17 protein-coding genes are annotated in these 21,020 nt (G+C 69.5%); 12 read left to right on the top strand and 5 right to left on the bottom strand.

Going from position 1 to position 21,020, the window contains the following annotated elements; genetic code table 11:
• Window positions 1–24: 24 nt before the first annotated feature.
• The gene (gene aceE / locus BG482_RS12425) at window positions 25–2,772 is read right to left on the bottom strand and encodes a pyruvate dehydrogenase (acetyl-transferring), homodimeric type (RefSeq protein WP_069769031.1); all 2,748 of its coding nucleotides are present in this window, start codon (window positions 2,770–2,772) and stop codon (window positions 25–27) included.
• A gap of 394 nt (window positions 2,773–3,166) precedes the next feature.
• On the opposite strand from aceE, the gene BG482_RS12420 reads away from it, so the two are divergent.
• The 6 genes from BG482_RS12420 (at window position 3,167) to BG482_RS12395 (ending at window position 7,844) form a co-directional block, all read left to right on the top strand.
• Complete coding sequence (locus BG482_RS12420) at window positions 3,167–3,604, top strand: DUF3052 domain-containing protein (RefSeq protein WP_057583034.1); 438 nt, start codon at window positions 3,167–3,169, stop codon at window positions 3,602–3,604.
• Between the two features lie 135 nt (window positions 3,605–3,739).
• Window positions 3,740–4,198, top strand: a complete 459-nt coding sequence (locus BG482_RS12415) for a peroxiredoxin (protein ID WP_069769030.1) — start codon at window positions 3,740–3,742, stop codon at window positions 4,196–4,198.
• A 185-nt stretch (window positions 4,199–4,383) separates the two neighbouring features.
• Window positions 4,384–4,959: a TerD family protein gene (locus BG482_RS12410; protein ID WP_069769029.1), complete on the top strand. Its 576-nt coding sequence runs from the start codon at window positions 4,384–4,386 to the stop codon at window positions 4,957–4,959.
• Between the two features lie 123 nt (window positions 4,960–5,082).
• The gene (locus BG482_RS12405) at window positions 5,083–5,658 is read left to right on the top strand and encodes a TerD family protein (RefSeq protein WP_069769028.1); all 576 of its coding nucleotides are present in this window, start codon (window positions 5,083–5,085) and stop codon (window positions 5,656–5,658) included.
• 182 nt (window positions 5,659–5,840) lie between these two features.
• Entirely contained in the window at window positions 5,841–6,989 is a 1,149-nt protein-coding gene (locus BG482_RS12400; protein WP_069769027.1) for a DUF475 domain-containing protein, read from the top strand.
• Window positions 6,990–7,106: 117 nt separating this feature from the next.
• On the top strand, window positions 7,107–7,844 hold the full coding sequence (locus tag BG482_RS12395) for a Tellurium resistance (RefSeq protein WP_069769026.1): 738 nt from the start codon (window positions 7,107–7,109) through the stop codon (window positions 7,842–7,844).
• Between the two features lie 69 nt (window positions 7,845–7,913).
• Here the strand turns inward: BG482_RS12395 and BG482_RS12390 are convergent, their stop codons facing one another.
• Complete coding sequence (locus BG482_RS12390) at window positions 7,914–8,660, bottom strand: TerD family protein (RefSeq protein ID WP_069769025.1); 747 nt, start codon at window positions 8,658–8,660, stop codon at window positions 7,914–7,916.
• A 210-nt stretch (window positions 8,661–8,870) separates the two neighbouring features.
• Between BG482_RS12390 and BG482_RS12385 the strand changes: the two genes are divergently transcribed.
• Genes BG482_RS12385 through BG482_RS12375 form a run of 3 tightly spaced genes read left to right on the top strand, consistent with a single transcriptional unit; the run spans window position 8,871 to window position 13,500 of the window.
• Entirely contained in the window at window positions 8,871–10,037 is a 1,167-nt protein-coding gene (locus BG482_RS12385; protein WP_069769024.1) for an HpcH/HpaI aldolase/citrate lyase family protein, read from the top strand.
• A 26-nt stretch (window positions 10,038–10,063) separates the two neighbouring features.
• Window positions 10,064–12,691 (top strand): phosphoribosyltransferase, encoded by a 2,628-nt coding sequence (locus BG482_RS12380; RefSeq protein ID WP_069769023.1) that lies wholly within the window; start codon window positions 10,064–10,066, stop codon window positions 12,689–12,691.
• Window positions 12,691–13,500, top strand: coding sequence for an HAD family hydrolase (locus tag BG482_RS12375; protein WP_069769022.1), 810 nt, complete (start codon window positions 12,691–12,693; stop codon window positions 13,498–13,500). Before BG482_RS12380 ends, BG482_RS12375 begins: the two co-directional genes overlap by 1 nt.
• 44 nt (window positions 13,501–13,544) lie before the next feature.
• On the opposite strand, the gene BG482_RS40860 is transcribed toward BG482_RS12375, so the two are convergent.
• Window positions 13,545–13,772 carry a zinc ribbon domain-containing protein gene (locus BG482_RS40860; protein ID WP_079141766.1) on the bottom strand — a complete coding sequence of 76 codons (228 nt, stop codon included), beginning with the start codon at window positions 13,770–13,772 and terminating at the stop codon, window positions 13,545–13,547.
• Window positions 13,773–14,057: 285 nt separating this feature from the next.
• On the opposite strand from BG482_RS40860, the gene BG482_RS12370 reads away from it, so the two are divergent.
• The 3 genes from BG482_RS12370 (at window position 14,058) to BG482_RS12360 (ending at window position 18,895) form a co-directional block, all read left to right on the top strand.
• Window positions 14,058–16,262, top strand: a complete 2,205-nt coding sequence (locus BG482_RS12370) for a transglycosylase domain-containing protein (RefSeq protein WP_176741358.1) — start codon at window positions 14,058–14,060, stop codon at window positions 16,260–16,262.
• 50 nt (window positions 16,263–16,312) lie between these two features.
• A complete protein-coding gene (locus BG482_RS12365) occupies window positions 16,313–17,596 on the top strand; it encodes a hypothetical protein (protein WP_069769021.1) in 1,284 nt (427 codons plus the stop codon).
• Window positions 17,597–17,719: 123 nt separating this feature from the next.
• Window positions 17,720–18,895 (top strand): amidase domain-containing protein, encoded by a 1,176-nt coding sequence (locus BG482_RS12360; RefSeq protein WP_069769020.1) that lies wholly within the window; start codon window positions 17,720–17,722, stop codon window positions 18,893–18,895.
• Here BG482_RS12360 and BG482_RS12355 read toward each other — a convergent pair.
• Window positions 18,883–19,464, bottom strand: coding sequence for a DUF4383 domain-containing protein (locus BG482_RS12355; RefSeq protein ID WP_069769019.1), 582 nt, complete (start codon window positions 19,462–19,464; stop codon window positions 18,883–18,885). The genes BG482_RS12360 and BG482_RS12355 overlap by 13 nt on opposite strands.
• A gap of 112 nt (window positions 19,465–19,576) precedes the next feature.
• A complete protein-coding gene (locus BG482_RS12350) occupies window positions 19,577–20,953 on the bottom strand; it encodes a hypothetical protein (RefSeq protein ID WP_069769018.1) in 1,377 nt (458 codons plus the stop codon).
• Between the last annotated feature and the right edge of the window lie 67 nt (window positions 20,954–21,020).

The following is a 21,020-nucleotide window of genomic DNA, read 5'->3' as shown; positions in this document are numbered from 1 at the left end:
CCGCCCCTCGCCCGCGGGTGACCTCTACGCGTCGCCCCCGGCCGCCCCCGGGTCCGCCGCCGACGCGTCCAGCAGCTGGTACCGGTCGATGGCCTGCTTCAGCAGCGACCGGTCGATCTTGCCCTCCTTGGCCAGCTCGGTGAGCACGCCGACGACCACCGACTGGGCGTCGATGTGGAAGAACCGCCGAGCCGCGCCGCGGGTGTCGGCGAAGCCGAAGCCGTCTGCCCCCAGCGACTGGTACGTGCCCGGCACCCAGCGGGCGATCTGGTCCGGCACCGACCGCATCCAGTCCGAGACGGCCACGAACGGCCCCTCGGCCCCGGCCAGCTTGCGCGTCACGTACGGCACCCGCTGCTCCTCCTCCGGGTGCAGCAGGTTGTGCCGCTCGACGTCGACGGCCTCGCGCCGCAGCTCGTTCCAGGAGGTGGCCGACCAGACGTCGGCCCGGACGTTCCACTCCTCGGCGAGGATCTTCTGCGCCTCGACCGCCCAGGGGACGGCCACGCCCGAGGCGATGATCTGCGCCGGAATCGAGCCCGCCGTGCCCTCGCTGAAGCGGTGGATGCCCTTGACGATGCCCTCGGCGTCCACGTTCTCCGGCTCGGCCGGGTGCTGGATGGGCTCGTTGTAGACCGTGAGGTAGTAGAAGACGTCCTCGCCGTGCGGGTGCTCGGGGGAGCTGCCGTACATCCTCCGGAGCCCGTCCTGCACGATGTGCGCGATCTCGAAGCCGTAGGCGGGGTCGTAGGCGACGCAGCCCGGGTTCGTCGAGGCGAGCAGCTGCGAGTGGCCGTCCGCGTGCTGCAGGCCCTCACCGGTCAGCGTCGTACGGCCGGCGGTCGCGCCGAGGACGAATCCGCGTGCCAGCTGGTCCGCCATCTGCCAGAACTGGTCACCCGTGCGCTGGAAACCGAACATCGAGTAGAAGACGTAGACCGGGATCAGCGGTTCGCCGTGCGTGGCGTACGCCGAGCCCGCGGCGATCAGGGACGCCGTGCAGCCGGCCTCCGAGATGCCGTCGTGCAGCATCTGCCCGGTCGGGGACTCCTTGTACGCGAGCAGCAGCTCACGGTCGACCGACTCGTACTGCTGGCCGAGCGGGTTGTAGATCTTCGCACTCGGGAAGAAGGAGTCCATGCCGAAGGTGCGGTACTCGTCCGGCGCGATCAGTACGAACCGCTTGCCGAGTTCCTTGTCCCGCATGAGGTCCTTGAGCAACCGCACAAACGCCATGGTGGTGGCGATCGACTGCTGACCCGAACCCTTCTTCACGGTCGCGTACGTCTTGTCGTCCGGCAGTGCGAGCGGCTTCGAGCGCACGACACGGGTCGGCACATAGCCGCCGAGGCCCTTGCGGCGGTCGTGCATGTACTGGATCTCTTCCGAGTTCCGGCCCGGGTGGAAGTACGGCGGGAGGCCGCCGTCCAGCTCCTTGTCGGAGATCGGCAGGTGCAGCCGGTCGCGGAAGCCCTTGAGGTCGGCGACCGTCAGCTTCTTCATCTGGTGCGTGGCGTTGCGGCCCTCGAAGTTCGGGCCCAGCGTCCAGCCCTTGACCGTCTTGGCGAGGATGACCGTCGGCTGGCCGGTGTGCTCCACGGCCGCCTTGAACGCCGCGTAGATCTTCTTGTGGTCGTGACCGCCGCGGCCCAGGTGCAGGATCTGGTCGTCGGTCATGCCCTCGACCATCGCGCGCAGCCGCTGGTCGTCGCCGAAGAAGTGGTCACGGATGTAGGAGCCGGACTCGGTGGCGTAGGTCTGGAACTGGCCGTCCGGCGTGGTGTTCATCCGGTTGACGAGGATGCCGTCGCGGTCCTGCGCGAGCAGCGGGTCCCACGACCGGTCCCAGATCAGCTTGATCACGTTCCAGCCGGCGCCGCGGAAGACCGACTCCAGTTCCTGGATCACCTTGCCGTTGCCGCGCACCGGGCCGTCGAGCCGCTGCAGGTTGCAGTTGACGACGAAGGTCAGGTTGTCCAGGCCCTCGCGGGCGGCGATGGTCAGCTGGCCGAGCGACTCCGGCTCGTCCATCTCGCCGTCGCCGAGGAACGCCCACACATGCGACTTCGACGTGTCGGCGATCCCGCGCGCGTGCATGTAGCGGTTCATCCGCGCCTGGTAGATGGCGCCGATCGGGCCGAGGCCCATCGACACCGTCGGGAACTCCCAGAAGTCCGGCATCAGCCGCGGATGGGGGTACGAGGACAGCCCGTGCGGCGCCTTCGACTTCTCCTGGCGGAACGCGTCGAGATTGTCCTCGCTGAGCCGGTCGAGCAGGAACGCGCGCGCGTAGATGCCCGGCGAGGCATGGCCCTGGAAGAAGACCTGGTCGCCGCCGTCGCCCTCGTCCTTGCCGCGGAAGAAGTGGTTGAAGCCGACGTCGTAGAGGGACGCGGAGGAGGCGAAGGTGGCGATGTGACCGCCCACGCCGATGCCGGGGCGCTGGGCCCTGGACACCATCACGGCCGCGTTCCAGCGGGTCGCGTTGAGGATCTTGCGCTCGATCTCCTCGTTGCCCGGGAAGAACGGCTCGGCCCTGGTGGGGATGGTGTTGACGTAGTCCGTGCTGCGCATCTCGGGCACGGCCACGCGCTTCTCGCGGGCCCGCTCGATCAGGCGCAGCATGAGATAGCGGGCCCGCTCCCGGCCGCGCTCGTCGATCGCGGCGTCGAGGGAGTCGAGCCACTCCTGGGTTTCCTCGGGATCGAAGTCAGGAACCTGACTAGGAAGGCCGCCAATGATGATCGGGTTGCGATCGGATCCGGAAGCCACGCTGTTCCTTACCTGTCAGAGGGCTGTGTGGGGCTGTTTTGTCTTGCTGGGAATCTCACCGGTATGAAGCTGCTTCTCCAGTAGCTGCACCGCCCCCATCGTGTACCTAGGGGCCGCAAACGTCATCTCTACCCCTAGGTAACCGGCACCCGTTCGAATCTCGTACCCTTGGATGGTTCTCAAATACGCAAACAGGGCAGATAGGTGTGGTGTGCGTCACCATTCGTCCGCATCGAGTGCCTGGAGTTGCGTCGACACGGCCAGGATCGTCACCGTTTCGGCGGTCCGAACCGCCGGGTACTTGCGCGATCCGTCCCGCCCGTGTGGACTACGGCCAATGCCTCGCGCACGCGCGTGGCTGAGATATTCCCAAATCATGATCAGGAGGCAACCCGTGAGCGCGACCGCGGACCACGCGGAGGAGCGGACCAGCCCTGCCGTCAGGCTGGGTTTCCAGCCCGAGCAGGTGGTCCAGGAGATCGGCTACGACGACGACGTCGACCAGGAGCTCCGCGAGTCCATCGAGGAAGTCATCGGCAGCGATCTGGTGGACGAGGACTACGACGACGTCGCCGACGCCGTAGTGCTCTGGTTCCGCGACGATGACGGAGACCTGACGGATGCGCTGGTGGACGCCACCACGTACATCGAAGAAGGCGGGTCGATCCTCCTCCTGACGCCGAAGACCGGCCGTACGGGATACGTGGAGCCGAGCGACATCTCCGAAGCCGCGACGACTGCGGGTCTGTCGGCCAGCAAGAGCGTCAGCGTGGGCAAGGACTGGAGCGGCAGCCGGCTGGTGACGCCCAAGGCCGCCAAGTCCAAGAAGTGACGTCCGAGGAGTGACGTCCCAGAAGTGATCGAGCCCGGACGGGCCGGGTCCTCGTGACCCGGCCCGTCCGTCGGTCCCGGTGATCGCTGCGTAGGCTGTTCTCACCCAGACAGCCCACGAAGGGACATCCAGGCGATGGCGATCCAGGTCGGCGACAAGGCCCCTGACTTCGAGCTCAAGGACAACCACGGCCGGGACGTGAAGCTCTCCGACTTCCGGGGCAGCAAGAACGTGATCCTGCTCTTCTACCCTTTCGCCTTCACCGGCGTGTGCACGGGCGAGCTGTGCGAGGTGCGCGACAACCTCCCGAAGTTCGCCGACCGCGAGACCGAGGTGCTCGCCGTCTCCAACGACTCCATCCACACCCTGCGCGTCTTCGCCGAGCAGGAGGGCCTGGAGTACCCGCTGCTCAGCGACTTCTGGCCGCACGGCGAGGTCTCCCGCGCCTATGGCGTCTTCGCCGAGGACAAGGGCTGCGCGGTGCGCGGCACCTTCGTCATCGACAAGGAGGGCGTCGTGCGCTGGACGGTCGTCAACGCGCTGCCGGACGCCCGTGACCTCGGCGCGTACGTCAAGGCGCTCGACACCCTCTGATCCCGCTCCGATCCCGCGGGGCCGTGGCTCTCGGACTTCCGGATCCCGGCGCCCGGATCCCGACACCCTGTGATTCTTCGGGTGCGGGGCCTGCGTCGTCCGGGAACCCGTCACTAGGATCGACTCGTTGATCCGATATCCAACGCAGGACGGGGCCCCCGCCCCAGGACACCAATGGAGGACCCGTGGGAGTCAGCCTCAGCAAGGGCGGCAACGTTTCGCTGACCAAGGAGGCCCCGGGCCTGACCGCGGTCATCGTCGGTCTGGGATGGGACGTGCGCACCACGACCGGCACGGACTTCGACCTGGACGCCAGCGCGCTGCTGCTGAACAACTCGGGCAAGGTCGGCAGCGACGCCAACTTCGTCTTCTTCAACAACCTCAAGAGCCCCGACGGCTCGGTCGAGCACACCGGTGACAACACCACCGGTGAGGGCGAGGGCGACGACGAGGCGATCAAGGTGAACCTCGCCGCGGTCCCGGCCGACGTCGAGAAGATCGTCTTCCCGGTCTCGATCTACGACGCCGAGAACCGCCAGCAGTCCTTCGGGCAGGTCCGCAACGCGTTCATCCGCGTCGTGAACCAGGCCGGCGGCGCCGAGATCGCCCGCTACGACCTGAGCGAGGACGCGTCGACCGAGACCGCCATGGTCTTCGGCGAGCTCTACCGGCACGGCGCCGAGTGGAAGTTCCGTGCCATCGGCCAGGGCTACGCGTCGGGCCTGCGCGGTATCGCGCAGGACTTCGGCGTCAACGTCTGAGCCGCAGGGCCGAAGTCACCCGAACGTCAGCTCCGTCCGGCGCCGCACCGTTTACGGTCGGCGCCGGACGCGCAGGACAACCAAGAGGCAGCACCGAGCACCACCTAGGGGAGGACCAGCAACATGGGCGTCACGCTCGCCAAGGGAGGCAACGTCTCCCTGTCCAAGGCCGCGCCGAACCTCACTCAGGTGATGGTCGGACTCGGCTGGGACGCGCGCTCCACCACCGGAGCCCCCTTCGACCTGGACGCCAGCGCACTGCTGTGCACCGACGGCCGGGTGATGGGGGACGAGTGGTTCGTCTTCTACAACCAGCTCACGAGCCCGGACGGCTCGGTCGAGCACACCGGCGACAACCTCACCGGTGAGGGCGAAGGCGACGACGAGTCGCTCCTGGTGAACCTTCCCAAGGTGCCGCCGCAGTGCGACAAGATCGTCTTCCCGGTCTCCATCCACATGGCCGACGAGCGGGGCCAGACCTTCGGACAGGTGGCCAACGCCTTCATCCGCGTGGTCAACCAGGCCGACGGCCAGGAACTCGCCCGCTACGACCTCAGCGAGGACGCGAGCACGGAGACGGCCATGATCTTCGGCGAGCTCTACCGCTACCAGGGCGAGTGGAAGTTCAGGGCCGTGGGACAGGGGTACGCGTCCGGACTGCGGGGCATTGCCCTGGACTTCGGGGTGAACGTCTCCTAGCGGCTCCGGCCTCTTCGGCAACCCGGCTACCGGTCGGTACGGGGCCGCCTGTACCGCACGTAACGGTCGACCCTTAGACTCAGCAGCTGAAAGTCAACGTTTCGTAAAGCCGAGTACGGCGCGGGGAGGCCCTCCGCCCAGACACCGTCTGGGAGGACCCCCAATACACGATTGGGTAGCCAGTGCTTCTGAAAACCTTCGGCTGGTCGTTCGCGATCACCGCGCTCGGCCTCGTGGCGGCGGGCTTCTACGGGGGGTGGGAGGCGCTCGGCATCGTGGCGATCCTCTGCGTCCTCGAAATCTCGCTGTCGTTCGACAACGCGGTGGTCAACGCCGGAATCCTGAAGAAGATGAGCGCCTTCTGGCAGAAGATCTTCCTCACGGTGGGCGTGCTGATCGCCGTCTTCGGCATGCGGCTGGTCTTTCCCGTCGTCATCGTCGCCATCAGCGCCAAGATCGGTCCGATCGACGCGGTGGACCTCGCGCTCAACGACAAGGACAAGTACCAGCAGCTCGTCACCGACGCGCACCCGTCGATCGCGGCCTTCGGTGGCATGTTCCTGCTGATGATCTTCCTGGACTTCATCTTCGAGGACCGGGACATCCAGTGGCTTCGCTGGATCGAGCGCCCGCTCGCCAAGCTGGGCAAGGTCGACATGCTGTCGGTCTGCATCGCGCTGGTCGTCCTGCTGATCACGTCCTTCACCTTCGCCACCCACGCCCACCAGCACGGCGGAGCGCACGTCGACAAGGCGCAGACGGTCCTGATCTCGGGCATCGCCGGTCTGATCACGTACATGGTCGTCGGCGGCCTCTCCGGCTACTTCGAGGACAAGCTCGAGGAAGAGGAGGAGCGTGAGCACGAGGAGGAGGAAGAGGCCGCGCGGACCGGGAAGAAGCGTTCGCCGGTCGTCCTCGCCGGCCAGGCCGCGTTCTTCATGTTCCTCTACCTCGAGGTCCTGGACGCGTCCTTCTCCTTCGACGGCGTGATCGGCGCCTTCGCCATCACCAACGACATCGTCCTGATGGCCCTCGGCCTCGGCGTCGGCGCCATGTACGTCCGCTCGCTCACCGTGTACCTCGTCCGCCAGGGCACCCTCGACGACTACGTCTACCTGGAGCACGGCGCCCACTACGCGATCGGCGCCCTCGCCGTCATCCTCATGGTCACCATCCAGTACCAGATCAACGAGGTCATCACCGGCCTCGTCGGCGTCGTCCTGATCGCCTGGTCCTTCTGGTCCTCCGTGCGCCGCAACAAGGCGCTGGCAGCGGCAGAGGGAAAAGCCCGGGGCTCGGACGAGAAGACTGAGGTCTCGTCCGGGGTGTGACCGCACGCTGAGTGAGGAACGCTCTGAACGGGGCGGCCGGTGAGGACACTGTCCTTCGCACGGCCGCCCCGTCAGTCTGTTCCGGCGAATGCCGTGGACGTGGATGTGGGGGCGGGAATGGGCTTCTTCGACGGAATCCTGGGCAGCAGGGCGGCCGACTTCGACTCGGGCAGCGCGGCCACCAACGCGATCGAACTGACCAAACGGCATCACACGGTGTCCCTCACCAAACAGGGCGCCGCGACCGGCAACCTGCGGGTGAACCTGGCCTGGCGGATGCGCACGTCCGACATCGGCGGGCTGCAGCGGGAGAGCCTGCTGCGCCACCCCTTCAAGGCGCTGCGGCCCCCGGAGGTCATCGAGCACAGCCAGAGCATGGTCAACGTCGACCTCGACCTCGGCTGCCTGTACGAGCTGGCCGACGGCACGAAGGGCGTCGTCCAGCCGCTGGGCGGTCTGCTGGGCGACGTGAACGCGGCGCCGTACGTGAAGCTGAGCGGGGACGACCGGTTCGGTTCGGCGTCCGGCGAGACGATGTACGTCAACCTCGACCACCGCGAGCAGATCAAGCGGCTGCTCGTCTTCGTCTACATCTACGACCAGACGCCGGCCTTCGACCGCACGCACGCGATCGTCACGCTGTACCCGAGCAACGGGCCGCGGATCGAGATAGGCCTCGACGAGCGGCATCCGCAGGCCCGCTCGTGCGCGGTGGTGATGATCGAGAACGTCAAGGGGGAGCTGATCGTGCGACGCGAGGTGCGCTTCGTCTACGGCTTCCAGGCCGAGCTGGACCGGCTCTACGGGTGGGGGCTGCAGTGGGGCCGGGGCTACAAGGCGAAGGCCGAGAGGTAGCGCCGCAGGGCGCTCACCCGGCCGCCCTCACGGCACGCACGGTCTGCCCGCACCGGCCCGCCCGGAACCTCACCGTCCGATGAACTGCGGGCCCTGCGGCGGCAGGCGGAAGGCGCCGTCCGGATAGCCGTAGCCGTACGTCGGCAGACTCGCCGGGTAGCCGTACGACGGCTGCTGCTGGGGGACCGCCGAGGCCGGCTGCTCCGGCGGCAGCGGCTGGGACGGGCCCGGGGCCTGCTGCGCCTGGGACGGCGCCGGGTCGGCGGCGGCCTCCTCCGACTCGTCCACCGAGATGCCGAAGTCGGTGGCCAGGCCCTTGAGGCCGTTGGAGTAGCCCTCGCCCAGGGCGCGGAACTTCCAGCCCTCGCCGCGCCGGTACAGCTCGCCGCAGATCAGCGCCGTCTCCTGGCCCGTCTCGGGGCGGATGTCGAAGGTGGCCAGGGGCTCACCGTCGGCCGCCGCGTCGTACAGCAGGATGCTGAGGGAACGTACGCGGTCGAACGTGACACCGTCCGCCGAAGCGACCAGCAGAATCTGGCCGACGCCGGACTCGACACCGGAGAGGTCCGTCTGGATGGTGTCGGTAAGGCCCTCGGCGACGCGCTTCTTGCCGAGCCGCCACACCTTCCCCGAGGGATGGCGGGGCTGGTTGTAGAAGACGAAGTCCTCGTCGGAGCGCACACGACCGTCGAGGCCGAGGAGCAGCGCCGAGACGTCGACGTCCGGGACCCCCTGCCCGGGGGTCCAGCGCAGCACGGCGCGCACCGTGGTGGCTTTCAGCGGGACGTTCGACCCCTTCAGCATCGCGTGCGTCATGCGGTCATCCTGCCTTCTCGGGCCTGCTCACGACAATGCGGGGTACTCGGGTGCCCCGCACACGACTGCCGCGGGTCCGTGCGGGACTGTGCGTGTCGGAGTTACCTGAAATTCATGACCGGGGGGAACCCCGGACATGGGTCCCTACGTACTATTACCGGCCACCTCTTGCCGAATCCATCGCCTTACCTTGCACCACAGGGGAGATTTATGCGTCATTTCGGGCACCTCGCCCCTGAGGTGCGACATCGCCTCTTCTACCGGGAGCCGTGCGCCTTCGGCGCCGACTCCCCGGCCAAGCTGCTCTCCGCCGCCCTGGGCGCCACGCTCTACAGCCCGGCCACGCGGCCCCGGCTGGCGGACGACATCGTCAAGCAGACCGAGCGCGGCGTCGTGTCGATGGTGTTGTGCCTGGAGGACTCCATCGGCGACGAGGACGTCGCGGCCGGTGAGGAGAACCTCGTCCGGCAGTTCGCCGACCTCGCGGCCCGGCCCGGCCCGCAGCTGCCGCTGCTGTTCATCCGGGTGCGCACGCCCGAGCAGATCCCGGACCTGGTCCGGCGCCTGGGAGCCACCGCCGAACTGCTCAGCGGGTTCGTCTTCCCCAAGTTCACCGAGGAGCGGGGCATCCCCTTCCTGGAGGCCCTGTCGGGCGCCGAGGCGGCGAGCGGCCGCCGGCTGTTCGGCATGCCCGTGCTGGAGACACCCGAGCTGATGTACCGCGAGACGCGGGTGGACGCCCTGGAGGGCATCGCCCGCGCCGTCGAGAAGTACCGCAGCCGGGTCCTCGCGCTGCGCCTGGGCGTGACCGACTTCTGCTCCTCGTACGGGCTGCGCAGAGCGCCCGACATGACCGCCTACGACGTCCAGATCGTCGCCTCCGTGATCGCGGACGTCGTGAACATGCTGGGCCGCGCCGACGGGACCGGGTTCACGGTGACCGGGCCGGTCTGGGAGTACTTCCGGGTGCCCGAGCGCATGTTCAAGCCGATGCTGCGGCACAGCCCCTTCCTGGAGGGCCAGGCCGTGGAGCTGCGCGAGAGACTGATCGAGCACGCGATGGACGGACTGCTGCGCGAGATCTCCCTCGACCACGCCAACGGTCTGCTCGGCAAGACCTGCATCCATCCCTCGCACGTGCCGGCCGTGCACGCGCTGTCCGTGGTCAGCCACGAGGAGTACAGCGACGCGGCGGACATCCTGCGGCCGGAACGCGGCGGTGGGGGTGTACTGCGGTCGCAGTACACGAACAAGATGAACGAGGTGAAACCGCACCGCGCCTGGGCCGAGCGCACCATGCTCCGCGCGGAGGTCTTCGGCGTCGCCCACGAGGACGTCAGCTTCGTCGACCTGCTCGCCGCCGGCATACCCGGCTGAACACCCACCTCATCCACAAGGGACGCATGAACAACGCAGTGAACCACGGGCACGACGACGCGATCTGGTCCGGGACCTGGGTCGCGCAGCGGCTCGGCGTCGAGCTCGTCGGCGACGACACGCTGACGGACCTGCTGGGGCTGGCGTTGCGCCGCAACCCCAAGCGGGCCCATCTGCTGGTCTCCCACGTGCTGGGCAAGCACATCCCGCAGTTTCCGTCCGTCGTGCACGGGCACGGCTTCGCGCTGGGCCGCCGGGTGCGCGAGCTCCTCGGCGCCGAGGAGGCCGCCCGGGCGGTCGTCCTGGGCTACGCGGAGACCGCCACCGGCCTCGGCCACTGTGTCGCCGACGGCCTCGGCGCCGCTCCCTACCTGCACTCCACCCGCCGCCCCGTGGCGGGCGTCGTCTCGGCGGGCGGCTTCGAGGAGTCCCACTCCCACGCCACCTCCCACCTGCTGCTCCCGGAGGACCCGTCGCTGCTGGTCGGGGACGGCCCGCTGGTTCTGGTCGACGACGAGTTCTCCACCGGCAACACGGTCCTGAACACGATCCGGGCCCTGCACGAGCGGTATCCGCGCCGGCGGTACGTCGTCGTGGCGCTCGTCGACATGCGCTCGGCGGCGGACGCGGGCCGGCTGGCGGAGTTCGCCCGCGAGATCGGCGCCCGGGTGGACCTGATCGCCACCGCCTCCGGCACGGTACGGCTCCCCGACGGCGTGCTGGAGAAGGGGCAGGAGCTGGTCGCCCGGTACGAGGCCGAGGGCGCCGCGAGCGGTGACCGGTCGTCCGCGGGCGGGCAGGGCGACGACCGGGACGCCGACGCGAACTCCGGCCCGCGGGGGGCGCGGGGCTCCGACGACGCGCGGCTCCGCCGCGAGGTGCGACCGGCCACGGCGGACCCGCAGCGGGAAGCCGACCGCACCCGCCGGACGCGGCCCCCCGGCCACATCACCCGTGTCGGCCTGTCCTGGCCCCGTGGCCTTCCCGACGGCGGCCGGCACGGCTTCACCCCCCGGCACCGCGCACGCCTGGAGGCCGCACTCCCCGCCATGGCGGCCCGTCTCGCCGAGGCGATACCCGAGGACGCCCGGCGCGTCCTGGTCCTGGGCTTCGAGGAGCTGATGTACGCCCCCCTCAGGCTCGCCCGCGAGCTGGAGCAGGTCGTCGCCGCCGAGGTCCGCTACTCGACCACCACCCGCTCGCCCGTCCTCGCGGTCGACGACCCGGGATACGCGATACGCAGCCGCATCGTTTTCCCGGCGCATGACGACCCGGACGACGGCCCCGGCGAGCGCTATGCCTATAACGTCGCGGGCGGAGGCTTCGACGCCGTCGTCGCCGTCGTGGACTCCGTGGCCGACACCCGGGAGCTGCACGCCCCGGACGGCCTCCTGTCCCAGCTCGCCGCGCACACGCCGCACGTGGTCCTCGCGGTCGTCCCCTCGTACGTCCCCGAGCCGCTGTACGTAGCCGCCCTGTCTGAAGAGAGACCCGCCATGCTGCCCGACCCCCTCCGCGGCCCCGCCTTCTCCTCGTACGCGCCCGAGGAGGTCGGCTGGCTGCTCCAGGACCTCTCCGACGTGACGCTGGAGGCGCCGACCGAGGAGCGGGAGGAGGCCATCCAGAGCGGCGGAGCGCACTACGCCGAGTCGCTGCCCGTCGAGTACCAGCCCAGCGAGCAGTACCAGGAACTGTTCCACGCCGCCCTGGAGACCTCGGCGGCGCGGATCGCGCAGGCCGTGGGGGTCGTCACGGACACCGTGATCGCGGAGCGGTCGCCCCGGCCCGTCCTGGTCTCCCTGGCCCGGGCCGGCACGCCCGTCGGCGTGCTGATGCGCCGCTGGGCGCAGTTCCGGCACGGACTCGACCTGCCGCACTACGCCGTGTCCATCGTGCGCGGCCGGGGCATCGACGCCAACGCGCTGCGCTGGCTGGCCGCCCACCACGACCCGCGTGACGTCGTCTTCGTGGACGGCTGGACCGGCAAGGGCGCGATCACCCGGGAACTGGCCGCGGCGATCGGGGAGTTCGAGGCGCGTGGCGGCGCGGCCGGCTTCGACCCGGAGATCGCGGTGCTGGCCGACCCCGGCTCGTGCGTGCGCACCTACGGCACCCGCGACGACTTCCTCATCCCGTCCGCCTGCCTCAACTCGACCGTGTCGGGGCTCGTCTCGCGGACCGTGCTGCGGGCCGACCTGGTGGGCCCGGACGACTTCCACGGCGCGAAGTTCTACCGCGAGCTCGCCGGCACGGACGTCTCGGTGGCCTTCCTGGACGCCGTCGCCGCCCGCTTCCCGGAGGTCGCCGACGCCGTCGACGGCGCGGTCAAGGAGCTGCTGGCCGGCGATCGCACCCCCAGCTGGGAGGGGTGGGCGGCGGTCGAGCGGATCAGCGAGGAGTACGGCATCCACGACGTGAACCTGGTCAAGCCGGGCGTCGGCGAGACCACCCGGGTGCTGCTGCGCCGGGTGCCGTGGAAGATCCTGGCGCGGGCCGGGGCGGGCGCGGACCTGGACCACGTACGTCTGCTCGCGGAGCAGCGAGGGGTGCCCGTCGAGGAGGTCGGCGACCTGCCGTACACCTGTGTCGGGCTCATCCACCCGCAGTACACCCGCGGCGCGACCGGCGCCGACGGCACGGCGGTGACGGTCTGATGCCGGTTCTGGTGGCGAGCGACCTCGACCGGACGCTCATCTACTCGGCGGCCGCCCTGGCGCTGACCATGCCGGACGCCCGGGCGCCGCGGCTGCTGTGCGTGGAGGTGCACGAGGCGAAGCCGCTGTCGTTCATGACGGAGACGTCCGCGCAGCTGCTGACCGACCTCGGCGACCGGGCCGTCTTCGTGCCGACGACGACGCGCACGCGCAAGCAGTACCAGCGCATCAACCTGCCGGGCCCGCCGCCGACGTACGCGATCTGCGCCAACGGCGGCCATCTCCTCGTCGACGGGGCGACCGACCAGGACTGGCACGCGGCCGTGCTCGCGCGGCTGAGCGCCCAGTGCGCCCCGCTCGCGGAGGTGCAGGACCATCTGACGAGGACGGCGGACCCGCTCTGGCTGCGCAAGCAGCGGATCGCCGAGGACCTCTTCGCCTACCTGGTCGTGGAGCGCGAGCTGCTGCCCGAGGAGTGGGTGAAGGAGCTCGCGGTCTGGGCGGAGAACCGCGGCTGGACGGTGTCGTTGCAGGGCCGCAAGATCTACGCGGTGCCCAAGCCGCTGACCAAGAGCGCCGCCGTGCGCGAGGTGGCCCGCCGCACCGGCGCCGGACTGACGCTGGCGGCGGGCGACTCGCTGCTCGACGCCGACCTGCTGCTGGCCGCGGACCGGGGCTGGCGTCCGGGGCACGGCGAGCTGGCCGACGCGGCCTGGACGGCCCCGGAGATCACCGCCCTGCCCGAGCGGGGCGTGCTGGCCGGCGAGCGCATCCTGCGGGAGTTCCTCAAGGCCTCGCGGCTCGGCTAGCCGCCGCCGGGGCCGGGCTGCCTGCGCCGGAAGCGCCGGCGCGGTCAGCCGCAGCAGCCCCCGCCGCAACAGCCCCCGCCCCCACCTCCGCCTCCGCCGCCCGTGCCGGGCGCGGGGGCGGACTTCGTGCCGCCCACCGCGACCGTTGAGAGAAGCTTCACTGTGTCGTCGTGGCCCGCGGGGCAGTCGGCGGGATCGGCGGACTGCGCCATGGGGCGGCTCAGTTCGAAGGTGTCGCCGCAGGTCCGGCAGCGGTACTCGTAGCGAGGCATGCCGTCAGACTAAGGCCCTATGCTCGGTGGTGGCGTCAGCAGTTTGACCTCTGTTCACTTCTGTCGATTCCTTATGTGGAGAATTTGCGAAGGGCGCTGGTAATTTGAGAGCGCCGTGTTGAACCCCGAGGTCGAGAGGGTTCGAGGATTGCGGCCGCGTCAACGGCAACCATGTCAGGCCCTCGTAAGTCTGTACGTCTGCCCGCGAGCAACACGGAATGCGGAGGGAGACGCGTAGTGACCCAGGCGGGGCAGGGGGAGGAGCCCCAAGAGCCGGATGCCACCATGCAGTTGAAGGTTCCTGCCTCTTTCAAGGCGGACGAGACCATGCAGCTGCGGGTGTCGGATATACCGGCGCTTCCGGACACGTCCGAGGAGGGCGCCGACGGGAAAGCGCGTTCTTCGAAGAACAGAAGAAAAGCTCCCCGTCTCTCCCTGTTTGTCCGTGTATGCGCCGTTCTGGGTCCTCGACTGGCTCCGCTCGTCGCCGCTCTGACGCCGTATGTGGCTCGTGTCACGCCGTACGCCCGCAAGCTGCGCCCCCTGTATCCGCGCCCCGGCCGCACCGACTGGCGGCGCTGGATACCCTCCTGGCGGCAGTGGCTCGGCGGCGTCCTCGCGTCCATAGGACTGAGCAGCCTGCTCCTGGTCGTGGCCTACGCCGCCACCGACATCCCGGACAACCTCAACTCGTACGCCACCCAGCAGGACAACGTGTACTTCTGGGCCGACGGCACGCCGATGGCCCGCACCGGATGGGTCCAGCGCCAGGCGATGCCGCTCAAGGACATCCCCGAGGACGTGCGCTGGGCGGTGCTCGCCGCCGAGAACGCCAGCTTCTACAGCGACCCCGGCATCTCCTTCAAGGGCATCAGCCGCGCCCTGTTCCGCACGATCGGCCAGGGCGACACCCAGGGCGGCTCGACGATCACCCAGCAGTACGTCAAGAACGTCTACCTGAACCAGAACCAGACGGTCAGCCGCAAGTTCACCGAGGCGATGATCGCCCTCAAGCTCGACAACCAGATGAGCAAGGACGACATCCTCGAGGGCTATCTCAACACCAGCTGGTTCGGCCGGGGCACCTACGGCATCCAGCGGGCCGCCCAGGCCTACTACGGCAAGGACGTCAGCGAGCTCAACGCCAGCGAGGCCGCCTTCCTCGCCTCGCTGCTCAAGGGCGCGGGCCTGTACGACCCCACCCTCGCCCCGGCCAACCGCGCCCGGGCCGTCGAGCGCTGGTCCTGGACCCTGGACCGGATGGTCGACATCGGCAAGCTGTCGAAGGCCGAGCGCGCCAAGTACACCAAGTTCCCCGAGCCGCTCAAGTCCAACCCGCTCTACGACACCGGTGAGCAGAGCGACTACCTGGTGGAGCTGGCCTCCCAGTACGCCAAGAAGGCCGGGAACATCTCGGACAAGGACTACGACCTCGGCGGCTACCAGATCTACACGACGTTCGACAAGAACCGCGAGACCAAGCTCACCGACACCGTCACCAAGGCCCGCAAGAAGGCCCTGAAGGAAGACCCGAAGAACGCCAAGGACGCGCACTTCGGCGCATCCTCCGTGGCCTCCGACGGGCGCATACTCGCCGTCTACGGCGGCCCCGACCACCGTACGCAGGGTTACAACGAGTCCAACGCCACGACCGTCCCCGCCGGATCGGCCTTCCAGCCGTTCGTGTACGCGGCCGGTCTGGAGCACGGCATCCACAAGACCCGCGACGGCGCCACCGAGACGGTCACCGGCCAGACGCTCTACGACGGCGACAACGCGGTGCCCGTGACGACGCCCGAGGGCCCGTACTGGGACCGCAGCGGCAAGAAGGCGGCCGCCAAGAACGACGGCGGCAGGTCCTACGGGCGGATCTCCCTGCACCGCGCGCTGGCACTCTCGGTGAACACACCGTTCATGCAGCTCGGCATGGACACCGGACTGGACGTGGTGCGCTCCACCGCCGAGCGCTCCGGGCTGCTGCCCTCCAGCTTCGGGGCCCAGGTGCCCGCGCTGTCCACGGGCAGCGCCACGCCCAGCGCGATCCGCATGGCGAGCGGCTACTCCACCTTCGCCGCCGGCGGCAAGCACACCGAGCCCTACTCGGTGCGGCTGATCACCAAGAACGGCACCAAGATCGCCCTGGAGACGCCGACCGCGAGCCGGGCGTTCGGCGCCGAGGTGGCCGAGGAGGTCAACTCCGCACTCGCGGACTCCTTCCGCACCGCCCACCCGGACGACGTGCCCGCCTCGCAGACGCAGTCCGGCCGGACCGGCTCGCTCGGCCAGGTGACCGGAAAGGCGGGCACCGCCCAGAACGACACCGCCGCCTGGTACGTCGGCACGGCCAAGACCGTGTCCACGGCGGTCGTCGTCTACCGCATCGACCTCGGCAAGAGCCTCGAACCGCTTCCCCTGAAGGGCGTCGCCGGCCCGGCCGACGACAGCGTCCCGTACGGCATCTGGTCAGGTGCCATGAGCCCGCTCGGCTGACCACCGAACCGGGCACCCGCGCCCCCCGAACCACGGAGAATGAGCCGCACATGAAGTCACCGTCGGGCCGCCGCCGCAAGGCCGTGGCAACGCGCCGCCCCGCCGCCACGCACCCGGGGTTCCTGACGCTGGCCGCGCTGCTCGTCGTCGCGTCCCTGATGGGCGGCTACCTGGTGCTCAACCGCACCTCCAACACCCAGCCGACCGCGTCCTCGGGGGACAGCAAGAAGGCGTCGGCGGGGGCCACCAAGGAGCCGGAGTGGGACGGCAAGACGCATGTCCTCGGCGACGGGTCCACCTCGTACACGGGGCCGCAGGCGGGGCAGTTGAAGCCGGTCCCGCTCAAGCCCGGCGAGAAGCCGCCGCAGTTCGTGGTGTTCTCCTGGGACGGCGCGCTGCAGGGCGACGACGGTCTCTTCGAGCACTACCGCAAGCTCGGCGAGCAGTACAACGCCGACATGACCTTCTTCCTCACGGGCATCTACCTGCTGCCCAAGAGCAAGAAGGGTCTGTACTCCTCGCCGCAGCACCCCGTGGGGTCGTCCGCGATCAGCTTCCCGACCGACGAACACATCCGCACCACGCTGGAGCAGCTCGGCGAGGCGTGGAAAGAGGGCAACGAGATCGGCACCCACTTCAACGGCCACTTCTGCGGAGCCAAGGGCGGCGGCTTCTGGAGCGTCGACGAGTGGAAGAGCGAGATCGACCAGTTCTACAAGTTCGTCGAGAACTGGAAGACCAACACCGGCTACAAGGACATACCCCCGCTGCCCTTCGACTTCAAGAAAGAGGTCACCGGCGGCCGGGCGCCGTGCCTGGAGGGCCAGGCGAACCTCCTGAAGGCCGCCAAGACCTACGGCTGGCGCTATGACGCCAGTTCCTCGGGCGACTTCCAGATCTGGCCCACGAAGAAGAACGGCCTGTGGGACTTCCCGCTCCAGGCGCTCCCGTACGACGGCGGCAAGTACCAGGGCCTGTCCATGGACTTCAACTTCCTGGCCAACCAGTCCGACGGCGAGCCCGAGGGCGACCCCGCCAAGTACCCGCAGTGGGAGCAGGAGACGCTCGACGCCTACATGGCGGGCTTCAACCGGGTCTACTACGGCAGCAGGGCCCCGCTGTTCATCGGCAACCACTTCGAGGAGTGGAACGGCGGCATCTACATGAAGGCCGTCGACGAGGTCATCAAGACCGTGTGCACCAAGAAGGGCGTCAAGTGCGTGTCCTTCAAGGAGCTGTCCGACTGGATGGACGTCCAGTCGCCCGCCACGCTGGAGCGGCTGCGCAGCCTGGATCCGGCCCAGAATCCCGACTGGTCGACAGTCGTGAAGTGACCCGCCCCGGGGGCGGCGTTGACGTGACCAAACCTCAACCGCAACCCCCTTCACAACAGCCACACACCCCGTGCAAAGATGCCCTCCCGGCATCCCTCCGCCGGGGCAAGAGGGGAAACACCAGTGAAGTCAAGGAAATTGAGCGGCACGCGCCGCCGCGTCACGATACTCGGGGCAGCCGCGACCTCGGTCGTCGCCGGAGTCGCCCTGCTGCCCAACTGGTCCGCGGGCGCCGCCGTCGTCGACGACCCCACGGTCGACGCGGGGACCAAGGCCACCTTCCAGCGGCTCGCCGACGCGGTCTTCACCGACCGTACGGACGCGCTGGTCACCGGCGCGCAGGGCGGCCGGGACAAGCCGCTGACCAACGGCTTCTCCGGCGGCGTCAAGCTGTCCTCCGGCACGGCCCGCACCGAGGACGCCACCCTGTCCTCGCTCGGACAGCGCAAGGACAAGCTGGCGAAGGCCGGTGAGAAGTACAGCAAGGCCACCACGACCGTCACCCTGAACGCCACCCGCGTGACGGGCCGCACGGCCAAGGCGGACGTCACCGAGACCACGACCCTGACCTACGCGCAGGCCCGCGGCAACGCGCCGAAGAGCACCGGGTTCCAGGCCACGCACGAGCTGACGTTCAAGGCCGACCAGCAGGGCAACTGGCAGCTCACCACCATCAAGGACACCGACCAGGGTGGCCTCGCGGTGAACACGCTCTCCAAGCCGACGTCCGTCAAGGCGACCACCGCGGCCGACGACGACACCATGCCCAACGCCCCGCGCGCGGCCACCACCCGCAACCCGGCCGCCGTCCCGAAGACCGGCACCGCCTACGACTACAAGGCGATGGCCGCCTACGCCGAGAAGTACTGGAACGTCTACAACAAGGACTACCCGGACTTCAACGGCCACACGGACGGCGGCGACTGCACCAACTTCGTCAGCCAGTCCCTGAAGGCCGGCGGCTGGAAGCACGTCCCCGGCTACGTGTACGACTACACCAAGTGGTTCGGCACCGCGGACATCCAGTCGGACTCGTTCGTCGGCGTCAACGAGTGGTCCTGGTTCGCGCAGAACTCCAAGCGCACCACCCCGCTGGCCAACGTCTACCAGCTGGAGGTCGGCGACGTCCTCCAGATGGACTTCGACCGGGACGGGTCCAAGGACCACACGATGATCGTCACCGCCAAGAGCAACGGCGTGCCGTACGTGACGTACCACTCGAACAACACCCTGCGCAGGTCGGTCGCGAGCCTCGTCTCGTCGTACCCGACCGCGTACTACTACGCCTACCGCACCTGATCGGACGACGGGGGCGACGCGGGAGGCCGGTTCTCCCCGAGCTCCCGACGGCGGTCCTGCTCCTCCGCGAGGTCGGGATGGCGGGACCGCCAGTAGGGGTTGTCGTGCGGCAGGGCGGAGCCCACCCTGCCGTACATCCCGAAGACCATCAGCAGGATCCCGATCACGAAGCTCAGCATGCAGTTCTGGATCTCGAAGGCCAGGAAGTTGTAGTCCGTCTGCAGCAGGGCCATGTTGAGGAATCCGCTGATGATGAACAGCCCGCCGAGGGTCATGTTCAGCGTGGACGCGAAATTCCCGCCGATCACCATGCCCACGAAGAGCAGCAGCCCCACGGCCACCGACAGCCAGCTGAGCGCGCCGTTGGTGTTGAGGCTCCACACCTGGTCCCCGCCGGTGTCGAAGAAGCCGATCTTGTCGATGATCCCGAAGATCCCGAAGACGAGCAGACCCAGACCCATGAGCCCGGCGCCGATCCGGTAGACCAGGTTCAGCCGGTGATCGAGCGGCAGATGGTCGTTGAACCTGATACGCCGCCTGGACTCGGAGCGCACCGCGTGTGTCGCCATCTCCGCCTCCCGGAGGGTGAGACATGCCGGCGTGGAACATGCCGACGAGGCCGTACCCCACTCAATATCCGCCCGTAGAGCGCGGTGGGCAACGCAGCGCCCCGCCCGGGTGTCAGTGCCCCGTGCCGCCGCGTTCCCCGCGGATGCGGGCCACCACGTCGGCGACCGCCCGCCGGACGGCCTCCGTCTCCGTCAGGAAGTGCCAGTAGTCGGGGTGCCGGCCCTCCAGCGTGCCGATCGCCCGCTCCAGCCGCGCCACCGCGTCGTCCAGCGGGCGCGCGTGCCGCGGGTCGGGCGTGTTGCGGCCCGCCATGGCCAGCCGCTGGGCGTCCCGGATGGCGAACCTGGTCCGGTCGATCTCCGCGCGCGGATCCTTCTGGACCGCGTTCAGCCTGGTCAGCCTGTCACCTGCGGCCGAGACCGCCTCGTCCGTGGTGTTCAGCAGGGCCCGCGCGGTCGACAACAGCGAGGTGGCGTCCGGCCACCGCTGGGCGTCGCGTGCCGCCTGCGCCTCCTTCAGCTTGTCCTCGGCCTGCCGGACGTGTTCCCCGGCCTCGTCGGGGACGTGCTGGAGGTCCTGCCAGCACGCGGCCGAGAAACGCCGCCGCAGCTCGCTCAGGATCGGCTCCACCTGCTCCGAGCGGGTCGTCAGCGCCTGCGCGCGGGTGCGCAGCGAGACGAGCCGGTGGTCGGTCTCGGCGGCCCGCTCCGGCAGCCGCTCGGCCTCCACCCGGACCGCCTCGGCCTCCCTGGAGACCCGCTCCGCCCGCTCCAGGGTGAGCGGCACCCCGTGCCGGCCCGCGCCTTCGTTCAGCTTCGTCAGCTCGGGCGCCAGCGCCGCCAGCCGCGCCGCGAGATCGTCCGCCCGCAGCCCGCTCTCGCGTACGGCGTCCAGCGCGTCGGACGCCGCCAGCAGCGCCTGCCGGGCCCGTTCCACGGCGGGCGCGAGCCGGGCCAGCTGGGTCTCCGCCTTGCCGAGCAGCGGGCCCAGTCCCTCGGCGAACCGGTCCAGCTCCCGTTTGACGCGCATCAGCTCGTCCTTGGCGCGGGTCAGCTCCGCGCGCGCCTGGGAGGCCGCCGCGGCCTCCAGGTCGTCGCGGTCGAGATCGTGCGCGTCGACGGCGTCGATGTACTGGCTGCTGGCCTCGTCGATGCGCCTGCCGACGGCCTCGAAGTCGGACACCGCGCGGCGGGCGGCCGGGGTGTCGTCCACGGCCCTGATCGTCTCGATCGAGATCCGCAGGTCGCGCTGGGCGCTGTCCAGCTCGTAGAAGGCGGTCGCCGCCGCGTCCTTCGCGGCCTGCGCCTCGGCCCGCTGCCCTTCCGCCCGGCCGCCGAACCAGCGCCGGGTGCCGCCGCCGGCGAACGCGGCGGGCAGCGCGAGGGCGAGCACGAGGGGAAGGGCGACGAGGGTGAGGGAGTCCGACAGGGCACGGGCCCGTGCGCGCGGCTTCGACGGCGAATACGGCTGCGATGGTGTCGCCGTCACATCCCTCTCCCGTGCTGTGATCCGCCCTGCCCCGGTGTCATTCTCCCACCGGTTAAGGACGAACACA

Source organism: Streptomyces sp. LUP30 (assembly GCF_001746365.1).
GTDB lineage: Bacteria > Actinomycetota > Actinomycetes > Streptomycetales > Streptomycetaceae > Streptomyces.
Note: the sequence above shows the minus strand (reverse complement) of the source record. Positions and strands in the feature narration are given on the sequence as shown.